This is a genomic window from Campylobacter sp. IFREMER_LSEM_CL1085 (assembly GCF_025772235.1).
Taxonomy (GTDB): Bacteria; Campylobacterota; Campylobacteria; order Campylobacterales; family Campylobacteraceae; genus Campylobacter_D; species Campylobacter_D lari_D.
In genome coordinates, this window is sequence record NZ_JAKMRU010000008.1 from 70,527 (window position 1) to 84,340 (window position 13,814).

At 29.4% G+C, this 13,814-nt stretch carries 14 protein-coding genes and 5 tRNA genes; 16 read left to right on the forward strand and 3 right to left on the reverse strand.

Going from position 1 to position 13,814, the window contains the following annotated elements:
- Window positions 1-53 precede the first annotated feature (53 nt).
- The 3 genes from L8W56_RS04770 to folE are packed head-to-tail and all read right to left on the reverse strand — an operon-like array spanning window position 54 to window position 2,478.
- Window positions 54-542, reverse strand: a complete 489-nt coding sequence (locus L8W56_RS04770; RefSeq protein WP_133318996.1) for a hypothetical protein — start codon at window positions 540-542, stop codon at window positions 54-56.
- A gap of 56 nt (window positions 543-598) precedes the next feature.
- A complete protein-coding gene (gene fliI / locus L8W56_RS04775) occupies window positions 599-1,906 on the reverse strand; it encodes a flagellar protein export ATPase FliI (RefSeq protein WP_220566469.1) in 1,308 nt (435 codons plus the stop codon).
- Entirely contained in the window at window positions 1,906-2,478 is a 573-nt protein-coding gene (gene folE / locus L8W56_RS04780) for a GTP cyclohydrolase I FolE (protein WP_263659577.1), read from the reverse strand. Before folE ends, fliI begins: the two co-directional genes overlap by 1 nt.
- Before the next feature lie 109 nt (window positions 2,479-2,587).
- On the opposite strand from folE, the gene tig reads away from it, so the two are divergent.
- The 16 genes from tig to L8W56_RS04860 all read left to right on the forward strand — a co-directional run bounded on the left by tig (window position 2,588) and on the right by L8W56_RS04860 (window position 13,771).
- On the forward strand, window positions 2,588-3,907 hold the full coding sequence (tig, locus tag L8W56_RS04785; protein WP_263659578.1) for a trigger factor: 1,320 nt from the start codon (window positions 2,588-2,590) through the stop codon (window positions 3,905-3,907).
- Window positions 3,907-4,497 carry an ATP-dependent Clp endopeptidase proteolytic subunit ClpP gene (gene clpP / locus L8W56_RS04790; protein WP_133318993.1) on the forward strand — a complete coding sequence of 197 codons (591 nt, stop codon included), beginning with the start codon at window positions 3,907-3,909 and terminating at the stop codon, window positions 4,495-4,497. The genes tig and clpP overlap by 1 nt, the downstream gene beginning before the upstream one ends.
- Before the next feature lie 12 nt (window positions 4,498-4,509).
- Window positions 4,510-5,550, forward strand: a complete 1,041-nt coding sequence (locus L8W56_RS04795) for a GGDEF domain-containing protein (RefSeq protein ID WP_133318992.1) — start codon at window positions 4,510-4,512, stop codon at window positions 5,548-5,550.
- Complete coding sequence (gene def, locus L8W56_RS04800; protein WP_220566472.1) at window positions 5,547-6,071, forward strand: peptide deformylase; 525 nt, start codon at window positions 5,547-5,549, stop codon at window positions 6,069-6,071. Before L8W56_RS04795 ends, def begins: the two co-directional genes overlap by 4 nt.
- Entirely contained in the window at window positions 6,068-7,576 is a 1,509-nt protein-coding gene (locus L8W56_RS04805) for a YifB family Mg chelatase-like AAA ATPase (RefSeq protein ID WP_263659579.1), read from the forward strand. Before def ends, L8W56_RS04805 begins: the two co-directional genes overlap by 4 nt.
- A gap of 8 nt (window positions 7,577-7,584) precedes the next feature.
- Window positions 7,585-8,271 carry an NYN domain-containing protein gene (locus tag L8W56_RS04810; RefSeq protein ID WP_133318989.1) on the forward strand — a complete coding sequence of 229 codons (687 nt, stop codon included), beginning with the start codon at window positions 7,585-7,587 and terminating at the stop codon, window positions 8,269-8,271.
- A gap of 2 nt (window positions 8,272-8,273) precedes the next feature.
- Complete coding sequence (gene rmuC / locus L8W56_RS04815; RefSeq protein WP_263659580.1) at window positions 8,274-9,614, forward strand: DNA recombination protein RmuC; 1,341 nt, start codon at window positions 8,274-8,276, stop codon at window positions 9,612-9,614.
- Window positions 9,598-10,944, forward strand: coding sequence for an NAD(P)H-hydrate dehydratase (locus L8W56_RS04820; RefSeq protein WP_263659581.1), 1,347 nt, complete (start codon window positions 9,598-9,600; stop codon window positions 10,942-10,944). The genes rmuC and L8W56_RS04820 overlap by 17 nt, the downstream gene beginning before the upstream one ends.
- Window positions 10,935-11,507 carry a phosphoribosylglycinamide formyltransferase gene (purN, locus tag L8W56_RS04825; protein WP_263659582.1) on the forward strand — a complete coding sequence of 191 codons (573 nt, stop codon included), beginning with the start codon at window positions 10,935-10,937 and terminating at the stop codon, window positions 11,505-11,507. The genes L8W56_RS04820 and purN overlap by 10 nt, the downstream gene beginning before the upstream one ends.
- 43 nt (window positions 11,508-11,550) lie before the next feature.
- The gene (locus tag L8W56_RS04830) at window positions 11,551-12,273 is read left to right on the forward strand and encodes a TerC family protein (protein ID WP_220566477.1); all 723 of its coding nucleotides are present in this window, start codon (window positions 11,551-11,553) and stop codon (window positions 12,271-12,273) included.
- Between the two features lie 88 nt (window positions 12,274-12,361).
- A tRNA-Pro gene (locus L8W56_RS04835) sits at window positions 12,362-12,439 on the forward strand.
- 12 nt (window positions 12,440-12,451) lie between these two features.
- Window positions 12,452-12,528: transfer RNA gene (locus tag L8W56_RS04840), tRNA-His, on the forward strand.
- A gap of 3 nt (window positions 12,529-12,531) precedes the next feature.
- Window positions 12,532-12,608 (forward strand) — tRNA-Arg (locus tag L8W56_RS04845).
- A 27-nt stretch (window positions 12,609-12,635) separates the two neighbouring features.
- Window positions 12,636-12,712: transfer RNA gene (locus L8W56_RS04850), tRNA-Arg, on the forward strand.
- A 5-nt stretch (window positions 12,713-12,717) separates the two neighbouring features.
- Window positions 12,718-12,802: transfer RNA gene (locus L8W56_RS04855), tRNA-Leu, on the forward strand.
- 102 nt (window positions 12,803-12,904) lie between these two features.
- Window positions 12,905-13,771 (forward strand): hypothetical protein, encoded by an 867-nt coding sequence (locus L8W56_RS04860; protein ID WP_263659583.1) that lies wholly within the window; start codon window positions 12,905-12,907, stop codon window positions 13,769-13,771.
- Window positions 13,772-13,814 lie beyond the last annotated feature (43 nt).

A 13,814-nucleotide genomic window follows, 5' to 3' on the forward strand; every position in this document is an offset into this window, starting at 1 on the left:
AACATACTCCTTTTGTTTGGATCAAAGGTATTATCGGCAAAGTTTGGTAAATATTAAGCTATATTATAAATTTTTGATAAGTAATGATTGTGGGTGTTTTCTTTTGCTTCAAGCATATCGATATAATTTTTAAATTCATCCATATCTTTAAAAAGATTTTTCATTGTAGTGCTAATTTCATTAGAAAAATTTTGAAGATTATTTTGGGCTTTTAAATATCTTTCGATTTGATAAATTCTCGCCACTTCTCTTTCATATTCATCTTGAGTCATTCTTTTTGCACTGAATTCTTCATTTAGAACTTTTTTATTATTAATAATAAAAGATTTTTTTTGATTATTGATTTTAAATTCGATTATAAAATCTTCTTTTGAAGCGATAATTTTTAAATATTTTAATTTTGCTTTATCTTCTAGTAAAACAAAACTTATGCATTCTAAAAACATATGTGTAAAAATTTCTCTTTCAAAAATATTTTGACAAATATCGGTATATTTTAAACCTAAGCTTTGTTGATGATCTAAAAATGCTATATTTGACATGATCTATCCTTTTTTCATGACTTTTTTATCAAAAAAAGCAAAAAATATTCCAACTATTATGTATCAATCATCTTAAGCATATTAATCGTATCTTCAAATTCAAAACTTTCTTCAGGATTTTGACTTAAAAATTGCTGCATAAAATCTTTTTTAGCAATAGCTTGATCGAGTTCTTTATCGGTGCCTTTTTGATAAGCACCAATACGCAATAGCACTTCATTTTCTTTAAGCAAAGAATTTAAACGCTTAAATTTTCTAGCAGCTAGCTTATGTTCATCACTAATAATATCCCCCATAACCCTTGAGGCTGAATTTTGTATATTTATAGGTGGATAAATTCCAAAGTCAGTGAGTTCGCGACTAAGCACTATATGCCCATCTAGGATAGATCTGCTTTGATCAGCTATTGGATCACTCATATCATCCCCATCAACCAACACGGTAAAAAAAGCTGTTATGGTGCCTTTACCTTCTTCCTTTCCTGTTCTTTCCATAAGCTGAGGTAAAAGACTTAAAACGCTTGGCGGATAACCTTTTGTTGTAGGTGGTTCACCTAGGGCAAGACCTATTTCTCTTTGAGCCATAGCAAAACGCGTTACGCTATCCATGATAAATAACACATCTTTACCTTGTTCTTTAAAATATTCAGCCACACTCATAGCACAAAATGCTCCGTATTTTCTCATCAGCGCGCTATCATCACTTGTTGCAACGATGATGACAGTATCATCAAGTTTACCACCAAGATTTTTTTGTATAAATTCAGGAATTTCTCTACCGCGCTCTCCTATTAAAGCTATAACTTTAATAGGAGCTTTGGAATTTTTCACTATCATACCCATAAGAGTTGATTTACCAACCCCACTTCCTGCAAAAATCCCAAGCTTTTGTCCTACCCCGCAAGTTAAAAGTGCATCTATTGTTTTAACACCTACTGGAAAAACTTCTTCTATCAAACCTCGCTTCATTGCATCAATAGGTGCTCGCATAATAGGCATAAATTTACTTGCCTCAATAGGTCCTTTACCATCTTTTGGTCGCATAAAAGGATCGACTACTCTTCCTAAAAGTTCATCACTAACTCCTATTTGCATACCTGCATCGTTAATAAAAGCACGATCGCCTATTTTAAAACCTTCCACAAAACCAAAAGGACTCAAATAGCTTAAATTTTCATCTACTTCTACCACCATAGCCATAGCTTCTTTACTCTCATCTTCACTAGAAACTATTTTAATGATATCACCTATGCTAGTTTTTAAGCCATTTATTTCTATACTAGTACTTGAAATTTTAGTAATCTGACCAAAAACACTAGCAAGATTTTGTGAAGCAATTTTACTACGAAGTTTTTCTAAACCCATTAAAATCTAACCTGTTTTGCCGAGTTAATTAAAGTGAAAAATTCTTTTCTTGTTTTTTCACTTTTTAAAAAGCTACCTCTTAGTGCTGAAGTGCTAGTAGTAGAATTTGCTTTTTGCACCCCACGCATTTCAACACACATGTGTCTTGCTTCAATAACTACTCCAACACCTTTTGCACCTACATGTTCCATTAAAGATTCTGCGATTTGTTCTGTGAGTTGTTCTTGAATTTGCAAGCGTCTTGCAAAAACTTCCACAAGGCGTGGAATTTTACTAAGACCTACGACTTTTTTATCCGGTATATACGCAACATGTACGCGCCCAAAAAAAGGTAAAAGATGATGCTCGCAAAGACTATAAAATTCTATATCTCTTACTAAAACCATTTCGTTGTTTGAGCTTTCAAATAAGGCATCATTTAGTATTTGTTTCGGATCTTGTTTATAACCATTATTTAAAAATTCAAAAGCTTTAAAAACTCTTGTAGGAGTTTTTAAAAGTCCTTCTCTTTGAGGATTTTCCCCGATAATTTCTAACATATTTTTTACTGATTGTTCAAATTTTTCTTGCATTTTTTCTCCATCAAAAATTAAAATTTTAACATATTTTTATTTTTATATAAAGTGATAAGGAAAATTTTGGTATATTATCAAGAAATTTTATTTAAAAAGGGAAAATATTATGGAAGTTACAGCAAAACTAATTGATTTTGCAAATGCAAATGCTACTGTGAAAATTGCTCAAGGAGCTATTAAAGCAGAAGTTGAAAAATTAGCTAAAAAAGCATCTAAAACTATGAAAATGGATGGTTTTAGAGCAGGAAAAGTTCCTGTTGCTGCTATACTTAAAAGATATGAAAAAGAGCTTACAAGAGATGCGGAGCAAGATCTTTTAAGAAATGCTGTAGATGGTGCTTTAAAAGAAGTTAAAAAAGAGGCTAAAGATTTAGTAGGTGAGCCATATTTTGAAAAATTTGATAGAAAAGATGGCGATATTGAAGCTCAAATGGTATTATCTTTTAAGCCAGAAGTAAAATTAGATGGATATGAAGAACTAATTCCAACTTATAATACACCAAAAGTAACTCAAAAAGAAATTGATGCAAAAAAAGAAGAATTATTAAAAAGATTTGCTACTCCTGAAGCGATTAAAGAGGCAAGAGCTTTAAAAGAAGGCGATTTTGCTAAATTTGATTTTGAAGGTTTTGTTGATGGTAAAGCTTTTGATGGTGGAAAAGCTCAAAATTATGTTTTAGAGATTGGCTCAAAACAATTTATACCAGGATTTGAAGAAGGTATGATTGGTTTAAAAGCAGGCGAGGAAAAAGATATTAATGTAACTTTTCCAAAAGAATATGGTGCAGCACATTTAGCAGGAAAAGATGCGGTATTTAAAGTAAAAATTCATGAAATTCAAGAACTTAAATTACCTGAATTAAATGAAGAGCTTTTAAAAAACTTACTTCCTGAAGAAAAAGAGCCAAGTGTTGAAAAATTAGACGCAAAATTAAAAGAACAACTAAAAAATGAAAAAATCTTTAAACTTATTAATGATGAGCTTAAAAATCAATTTGCAGAAGCTTTAGTAGCTAAGTTTGACTTTGTTTTACCAAGAAATATAGTAGAGCAAGAAACAGATATGCAATTTAGAAGCTCTTTAAGAACTTTAAGCGAAGAGGAATTAAAAGAATTTAAAGATGAGGCTAAATATAAAGAAAAAAGAGAGAGTTTCAAAGAAGATGCGCAAAAAAGCGTAAAATTAACTTTCATTATAGATGAGCTAGCAAAACTTAGAAATGTTACAGTAAGCGATCAGGAATTAATCCAAGCAATTTATTTTGAAGCTTATAGATATGGTTTTAACCCACAAGAACATTTAGATAATTATAAAAAGCAAGGTGCATTACCTGCCATTAAAATGTCTTTAATTGAAGAAAAACTTTTTGCTGATATTTTTAAAAAAAATGATAAAAAGAAAACCGAAAAAGAAAGTGAAAAATAATGAGTTCGTATATACCCTATGTAGTTGAAAAAACAAGCAGAGGTGAAAGAAGTTATGATATATACTCAAGACTTTTAAAAGATAGGATTATCATGCTAAGTGGCGAGATCAATGATGATCTTGCTGCTTCTATCGTGGCACAGCTTTTGTTTTTAGAAGCTGAAGATCCTCAAAAAGATATTTATCTTTATATTAACTCACCAGGCGGGGTTGTGACAAGTGGATTTAGTATTTATGATACGATGAATTATATTAAAGCTGATGTAAGTACTATTTGTATTGGTCAAGCTGCTTCTATGGGTGCATTTTTGCTTAGTTGTGGTACTCCAGGGAAAAGATTTGCTCTGCCAAATTCAAGAATTATGATCCACCAACCACTAGGTGGTGCAAGAGGACAAGCAACAGATATAGAAATTCAGGCAAAAGAAATTCTAAGATTAAAAGCGATTTTAAATGATATTTTGGCAAAAAATACTAAGCAAAAACTTTCTAAAATAGAAAAAGATACCGATAGAGATTTTTTTATGAGTGCTATAGAGGCTAAGGAATATGGTTTAATAGATAAGGTTTTGGAAAAAAGTTTTAAATAAGGAAACAAAGCAATGCTAGATGATGATTTATTTGCTGATTTAAATTTAAATAGCGATCCAACTCCAGCCAAAGAAGCTCCAAAAATTCAAAAAATTAGTGGAGGCGAATTTGAGAAATTTGCGAAATCTATTTTAACTGAACTTGTAAAAGATAATGTGCCTCCAACTCCTACTAATTATGGGGTTTATTTTCAAAAAATGCTTGAAGAGCGTCCAGGAGCTTTTAAGAAAAAAGTTGGTGAGATTATGGAATTTGAGCAAAATGATGATGGTCTTAAGCGTGCAAATATAGAACAAGAAATAAAGAAAAGTTTTAATTCTACTTCGGCATTATTGCAATATATTGCCATGATTTATAGGCATCTTGAAACAGTTAAAGATATGCTAAAAAGGCGTAATTCAGAACTTGCTATTAGTACAGGAAATTTAGCTGTTTCTAATGTAATCCATGCCCTTGAAACAGACCTTTCAAGATTTTCTAGCATTTTAGATAAGTATTCAGATGAGATTAAAGAAAATTTTGATGAGGTTAGACAGACTTATAAACATATAGAAGAGCAGAGTGATTTTGACTCTAAATTTGGAGTTTTTAATAAAAAATATTTTTTAGAAAATTTGGAAAAAAGCATAGAGAGTAATGCTAAATATAATTATTATACTTCTTTGATATTCTTTAGAGTAAAAGAGGAAATTTTAGAGCAAACTTATACTCAAAAAGAGAAAAATGCCTTTTTAAAAAGTGTTTGTAAAATTTTTAGTAAAAATGTTTCTTCAAGTGATATAGTAGCACATTGTGGAAATAATATTTTTGCTATAATGATCTCTCATACTAATTTAGAAAAAGCACAAGAAATATGTAATAAAATTTTAGAATCCTTAGAAAATTCAAATTTTTTCTTAGCAGATAAAGAAATAGAAGCAGATGTGGAGGTTGCTATTAGTGCAGTTAATAGTGACAGCAAAGGTGAAGAATTAATAGAAAAATGCATTGAAGCTTTAAAAGACTCGGGAAAAAATTTAGAACCTTTTGTAATAGTGGAAAAAGAAAAATGATAAGAAAGATAATTACCTATCCTAATCCAAGATTATTTTTAGAATCAAAAAAAGTAGAAAATTTTGATAAAGATTTACATATACTTTTAGATGATATGTATGAAACAATGATAGCTAATAAAGGTGTAGGTTTGGCAGCTATCCAAGTTGATGTGCCAATTAGAGCTTTACTTGTAGATATTGGTGATGAAGAAGGTGAGCAAAAAGAAGACAAACAAACTCTTTTAGAAATCATCAATCCCATTATAACACCTTTAGATGATGAAAGAATTTCTTGTAATGAGGGTTGTTTAAGCATACCAGGCTTTTATGAAGATGTAATGCGTTATAAAAATATACAACTTGATTATCAAGATAGATTTGGCAAACCACAAAGTTTGCAAGCACATGAGTTTTTAGCAGTAGCTATCCAACATGAAGTTGATCATCTTGATGGACATTTATTTATAGAAAAACTTTCTTTTTTAAAGCGTCAAAAATTTGATAAAGACTTTAAGAAAAAATCCAAAAAGAATAAATGAAAAAGCTAAAATGTGCAAGTTTTTCTACAGAACTTGATATCATCGATGTAGAATCAACTTTCACAAGAGGCTTGCCAGGCTTTAGCATAGTGGGTCTTGCAAACTCTACCATCAAAGAAAGCACTGAAAGAATTAAAGCAACTTTGTTAAGTCAGAATTTTAGCTTTCCAGCACAAAAAATTACTATCAACTTAAGTCCTTCGGATATTCCTAAAAATGGTTCTCATTTTGACTTAGCTATTGCAATTTTGATTTTATTTCAAAAAGAAATTTTAGATGATTTTTTTGTTTTTGGAGAACTTGGATTAGATGGGAGTATAAAAAGCACTGCTAGTTTATTTTCTATCTTGCTTTTTTTAAGTACAAAAATACAAAATGCTAAAGTAGTAGTACCAAAAGCCATAGCACAAAAAGCTTCAATGATACCTAATTTAACAATTTATGCTTTAGAAAATTTAGCCCAGGCTGTAGATTTTTTTAAAGAAAAAAAATATGAGAATTATCATATATGCAATGCTCATCCTTTATTTGAAAATGCTATAAAACTTAATGGGGAAAAATATATAAAAAATACTAGCTTTCCTTATGATTTTAAGGAAGTTAAAGGCCAAGAAAATGCTAAATTTGCTTGTATAATAGCAGCTTTAGGAATGCATAATATTTTATTTGAAGGTAGTCCAGGTAGCGGTAAAAGTATGTGTGCTAAAAGACTTCCTTTTATCATGCCACCGCAAAGCTTGAAAGAAATTTTAGCTCAAAACGCTTATAAGTCATTAAATTCTTTAGATGATGATTTTAGCGCTAGTAGGGTTTTTAGAAGTCCTCATCATACAAGTACTAGAGCTAGTATTTTTGGCGGAGGAACTAAAAATGCCAAGATAGGAGAAATAGCACTTGCAAATGGAGGAGTTTTGTTTTTTGATGAGTTTCCTCATTTTTCAAAACAAATCATAGAAAGTTTAAGAGAGCCATTGGAGGATTTTAAAATTCTTATTTCAAGAGTTAATACCAAAGTGATTTATGAGACTAAATTTTTATTTGCTTGTGCGCAAAATCCTTGTCCTTGTGGAAATTTATTTTCTAAAAATCAAAATTGTCGTTGTCAAGAAATAGAAATAAAAAAATATAAAAACAAAATTTCATCTCCAATTTTAGACAGAATTGATCTTTATGTAGCTATGGATGAAATTTCACATAAGGATAAAATGAGTTTAACATCAGAGCAAATGAGCGAGATGGTATTTAAAGGATTTTTATTTCAAAAACAAAGACAGCAAGAAGAGTTTAATGCTAAATTAAATGATGAGCAGATGAAACAATTTTGTATTTTAGAGTCTTCTGCTAATGAAATTTTGCAAAAGGCTATAAATTCATATAATCTTTCTCAAAGAGGGGTAAATAAAACTATAAAAGTAGCAAGAACCATTGCAGATTTAGAGCAAAGTGAGTTGATTTTAAAAACTCATATTTTAAAAGCATTAAGTTTTAGAATGAGAAATATTTAGGAGCAAAAATGGAAAATAAAAGCATAGCAATTTTTATAGATGCGGAAAATATTCCTTCAAAATACGCAAAATCGATTTTTGGTATTGCTTCTGATTATGGAGAAATTGTTATAAAGCGAATTTATGGAGATTGGACTCAAAAAAATATACAAAATTGGAAAGAACAAATTGCACAATATTCTATCATTGCTATGCAACAATTTAATTTTTTAGCTAATAAAAATTCAAGTGATATGTATTTAATTACTGATATTATGAGTGTTTTTTATGAAAAAGATATTGATATTTTTGTTATTGTATCAAGCGATAGTGATTATACTAGTTTGATACAGAAGCTAAAAGAAAATAAAAAACAAGTTATAGGCATGGGTTTAAAGCAAGCTGTAAAATCTTATGTGAATTCCTTTAGTGAATTCTTTTATTTAGATCAAGATAAATCAAAAACAAAAGTCATAATTGAAAAAGAATATATCAAAGATTTAATCAATATCGCAGAGGCTTTGATAGAAGAAAAAGGTCGCGCAGAATATGCTCAAATTCGTACCAATATGAACAGAAAACATGCAAATTTTATTCCACAAAATTTCGGCTTTAAAAATTTTAAAGCTTTGATGAAAGAACTTTTACCAAAGATGAAACAATTTAAAGAAGCAAATGAGAAAAATATTTATTTCCTTGAAAAAGCAAAGGCTTAAAAATGGAAAATATCTTAATAGCTTTTTTGGCTGTTGTAATTTTAGCTTTTGTATGGGTGGTATTTAAAAGTCAGAAAGAAAAAGTAAAGTTAGAATTTTTAAATCAAAACAATATGACTTTGCAAAATCAACTTTCTAATTTAGAGTTTGAAAAAACTGCACTTATAGAAAAAAATTCCAAACTTTTAGATGAAAAAATATCGTATTTATCTAAAAATGAAGTTTTAGAGGCAAAATTAGCACAAAAAGAACAAACTCAACAAGAACTTTTAAATATGCATTTAAAAGAGCGTGCGAATTTAAAAGAAGAATACACTCAAACCTTAATAAAATTAGAAGAAAAATATAAACAAAGTTTGACGGGATTAAAACAAGAGCTAGAGCAAAATTTCCAAAAACAAAATGCTAGTATTTTAAATCAAAACAAACTTATGCTCAATGAAGATACAAAAAAAATCTTAGAAGAAATTTTCTTGCCTGTGAAAAAAAGTGTTAAAGAATATAGTGAAAAACTCAGTCAAAATGAAGTTAGCATTAAAACACAAATTGATCATATGTTTAAATTTAGTCAAAATATGGGAGAAAATGCAGATAAGCTAGCTAAAATTTTAAAAGGAGATAAAAAAATTCGTGGTAATTTTGCAGAATTGCAACTAAAATCAGTTTTAGAAAATAGTGGTTTAGTAGAGGGTGTGCAGTATAAATTGCAAGAGAGATTTCAAGATGAGGGTAAAACTTACATTCCTGATGCGGTTGTGTTTTTAGATAAACAAAAAAGTATAGTTATAGATGCAAAATTTTCTCTACCAAGTGATTTTAGTTTTGAAGATATTAGTAAAAATACCTGTCTTGATTTGGCTTATAATCTAAAATCAAGGATTGATGAGTTAGCTAAAAAGCCTTATATGCAGTATGATAAACACACTTATGAGTTTGTTTTGCTTTTTATACCTTATCAAAATATTCTAGATTTGATTTTAAATGTAGATCTTGAAATTTATCAATACGCTTATAAAAAAAAGGTTTATTTAACTACACCAAACACTCTTTTTATGGCATTAAATACTATAAATATTTCATGGAAAAATATACAAAGTAATGAAAATATCTTAAAAGCTTTTGATGAACTGGGTAAATTTCATGATAAATTTGCAGGCGTTTTGGATGATTTTGAAAAAATCAAAGAAAATGTTAAAAGATTAAACACAAATGTAGATAATATGCAAACAAAGCTTACTCATGGAAGTGGAAATATCGCTTCAAGAGTGATGAAGCTTAAAGAGCTAGGCGCTAAAACTCAAAAATTTATAAAATGTGAGATGAGCGATGAAAGCAGTATTTAAAGATAATATTTCTTATGAAAAAAAACTTATTGAAAAAGGTTTGGATGAGTTTTTAATGATGGAAAATGCAGGCATAGAGCTTGCAAATTTGATTAAGAAAAAAAGTAAAAACATAAAAAATGCCAAAATTTTATTTTTGCTCGGTACTGGTGGAAATGGAGCTGATGGACTTGTGGCTATAAGGCATTTAAAAAAAGCTTTTGCTTTTGTTATGCCATATAAAAAAAATACAATGTTTATCAAGCAAGAGCAAATTTTAAAAAATATAGGTTTTAAATTTTTAAAAAAAGAACCTAAATTTAAAGATTTTGACATCATTGTTGATTGTGTTTTTGGGAGTGGTTTAAATAAAGCTTTAGATGAAAATTTGCAAAGAATTTTTAAAAAAATTGCTAAAAGTAAGGCTTTAAAAATAGCTTGTGATGTTCCTAGCGGGCTTGGACAAGAGCTATGTTTTAAGGCTGATTATACTCTTTGCATGGGAGTGATTAAAGAAATTTTATTAGAAGATTTTGCAAAAGAATTTGTAGGTAAAATTAAAATTGCAAATTTGGGTTTAAAACCTTATATGCAAAATACTTCAAGTTTTTTACTAGAAAAAAAAGATTTAAAACTTATTACAAAAAAGATTAACTCAAATAAAGGCGATTTTGGCCATGTTTATATTTTTGCAAATAAAAGTGCAGGTACTCTAGCTGGACTTGGTGCTTTAGAATTTGGAGCAGGACTTGTATCTTTAGTGGCTAAAGAAAGTTTTTCACCTTTGATTATGCTAAAAGATGATATTGAAAGCAAAATAAATGCAGCTGCTATAGGTATGGGACTTGATGATTTAAGTATTTTAAAAGATGAAAGATTAAAAAACATTCCTTTGGTTTTAGACGCAAATTGCTTTCAAAGTGAAAATTTACCTTCATATCTTGCTAGAGAAGATGTTGTTTTAACCCCTCATCCTAAAGAATTTTGTATGCTTTTAAAACTTTGTTTTAATGAGGATATAAGCGTAGAAGAAATTCAAAACAAACGCTTTTTTTATGCAAGAAAGTTTAGTTCTAAATTTCAATGTGTTTTGGTATTAAAAGGAGCTAATCCTATTATTGCTCAAAAAGAAAAATTTTTTATAGTAAATTGTGGCAATGAAGCTTTAGCAAAAGGTGGAAGTGGGGATGTGTTAAGTGGTATGATAGCAGCTTTGCTTGGAGCTAAATTTAATGCTTTAGAAGCTGCTAAAAATGCAGTATTAGCTCATGCTTTAGTAGCTAAAAATTATAAGAAAAACAAAATTAGTTTTGATGCTTTAAAATTGATAAAGGGGTTAAAATGCTTATAAAATTAGCAATTTTATTTAGTGGTAATGGAAGTAATTTGGAAAATATTTTAGCAAAATTACATAAAAAAACTTTTGGTAAAAATACCTTTGAAGTGGTTTTATGCGTGTGCAATAAAAAAGAAGCTTATGGTATACAAAGAGCTTTAAAATATAACCTTAATACTCAAATTATAGAGCATGAAAAATTTACTTCAAGAGAAGAATTTGATGCAGAATTAGTAAAAATTATAAAAGAAAGTCAAGCAGATCTGACCATCTTAGCAGGATTTATGCGAATTTTAAGTCCTATTTTCACTCAAAATATAAAAGCTATTAATCTTCATCCTTCTTTGCTTCCTTTATTTAAAGGTGCTCATGCTATCAAAGAAAGTTATGAGAGCGATATGAAACTTGCGGGTGTTAGCGTGCATTGGGTTAACGAAGAGCTTGATGGTGGTAAAATCATTGCTCAAAAGGCGTTTGAAAAAGCTAAACTAAGCTTTGAAGAATTTGAAGATAAAATTCATAAATTAGAGTATGAAATTTTACCTGCAACTATTGTTGAAATTTTTGAAAATGATTAATTTTTTATCATTATAATTACGCTTTTTATTTTAAGGAAGTTAAATGTTTGAGTGGATTTTTAGTGTGGATGCGTGGGTAGTGTTGCTTACGCTTACAGCTTTAGAGATTGTGCTAGGGATTGATAATATCATTTTCTTGGCTATTTTGGTTTCTAAATTACCACCAGAACATAGAGATAAGGGTAGAGTTTTAGGCCTTGCTTTTGCGATGATTACTAGAATTTTATTGTTATTGTCTTTGTTTTGGGTTATGAAGCTTGTCACACCTTTATTTAGTATATTAGGGAATGAAATTTCAGGTAGGGATTTGGTGCTTTTGCTTGGAGGATTGTTTTTGATAGTTAAATCTATCAAAGAAATCAAAGAAAGTATAACACATCAAGAGGAAAGTCAAAGTAATATAAAAATCAGCAATAAACTTTGGATTGTAGTTGCTGAAATAGCTGTGATAGATATAGTATTTTCTCTAGATAGTGTTATTACTGCTGTGGGTATTGCTCAAGATATAGAGATTATGATTATTGCTGTTATTATTGCAGTATTAGTAATGCTTTTTGCTTCTAAACCAATTGCAGATTTTGTAGAAAAATATCCAAACATTAAAATTTTAGCTTTGGCATTTTTAGTAATGATAGGTTTTGTTTTAGTATGTGAAAGTTTTGATATTCATATAGATAAGGCCTATATTTATGTAGCTATGGCCTTTTCTTTGGTAGTTGAAATTTTAAACATCATTTCACAAAAAAAACAAACAAATAATTCTTAAAATATTTAGCATTTTTTATGCTAAATATTCTTATTTATCTTGACTTTTAATATTTTTTTATGTAAAATAACGCTTTATTTTTATACATCGGGGTGTAGCGCAGTCTGGTTAGCGCACTTGGTTTGGGACCAAGGGGCCGAAGGTTCGAATCCTTTCACCCCGACCATTTTTATAAATGGTGAGTGTAGCTCAGTCGGTTAGAGCATCAGATTGTGGTCCTGAGGGTCGTGGGTTCGATTCCCATCACTCACCCCATCAGCGCTCGTAGCTCAACTGGATAGAGCGACAGACTTCGGATCTGTAGGTTATGGGTTCGATTCCTATCGGGCGCACCATAAGCCTATTGTTACTTTTATTTTTTTGCGCTCATAGCTCAGCTGGATAGAGCAACGGCCTTCTAAGCCGTAGGTCAGAGGTTCGAATCCTCTTGAGCGTACCACTTTTGCGGATGTGGTGAAATTGGCAGACACGCCAGACTTAGGATCTGGTGCAGCAATGCGTGAAGGTTCAAGTCCTTTCATCCGCACCACTAATCTAGATTTTACTCAAATATGAAAACCTATAATTTATTTTTAGTTGTACAATAATAATATTTTAAATTAAAATATATTGCAAATATTAGGAAGATATTATGGTAAATATATATCAAGTTAAAATTATCGAAAATTTTTGCAAGGATAAATTTAAAAAAGATACAAGGCTAAAGGATTTTTTTCATATCTTTTTGGCGCAAAATTTAGAAATTTATACCAATATAGAAGACCAAAATTATACCAAAGGTACAATACTAATATATAAAATTTTTGATATATGTATTATATGTATAAAAGATGGAGTTTTCGTAGGTCAAGAGTATTGTCAATTTAAAAAAAGCGTGATAGATTATATAGTTGCTTATACTGATGAAAATATGAATGATGGTAAAATATCGCAACTATTAAGAGGTAGTTTTACATTAAAAATAGATAAATCAAATTGTTATGATAATCCAGATATTAAAGTTGTGTTTTCAGAAAAAGGCTTTTTGTTTCAGGCTAAATTTAACAATTGTGAAAGTAAATTTAAAGATACAATGACTATGTTTGCACTTTCTTTGGCTTATCGTGAGAAAATGGAGTATTATTTGAATTTGACTTCAAGTATTATAGATAAAGAAAACTACCATGATGTTATTGATATTAAAAAAGATTTTTATGTTTTTAATTTGAAATATTTTTTTAGCAACCCAATACATTATAACTACCAACAAAAACACACAATATGGAAAATTATATTTCATTATTATAATATTTTAGAGCAACATCAAGAATTAAAAATTCAAATAGAAAATCTTGTTGATATTTTGCATATTGAGCAAAATCAAGAAGAAGATAAAAAGGAAAAAATAAAAGAGAATAAAAGAAAAAAAATTGAAATGATTTTTTTAATCATCGGTGCTTTTGTTACTTTAGCTTCGCTAGTTAGTGTATACAAAGATGCTATGGAATTACTTGGTTAAAGTTATAGTATCACTTGTTTTGTGTTTTACTAAAATTTAACTC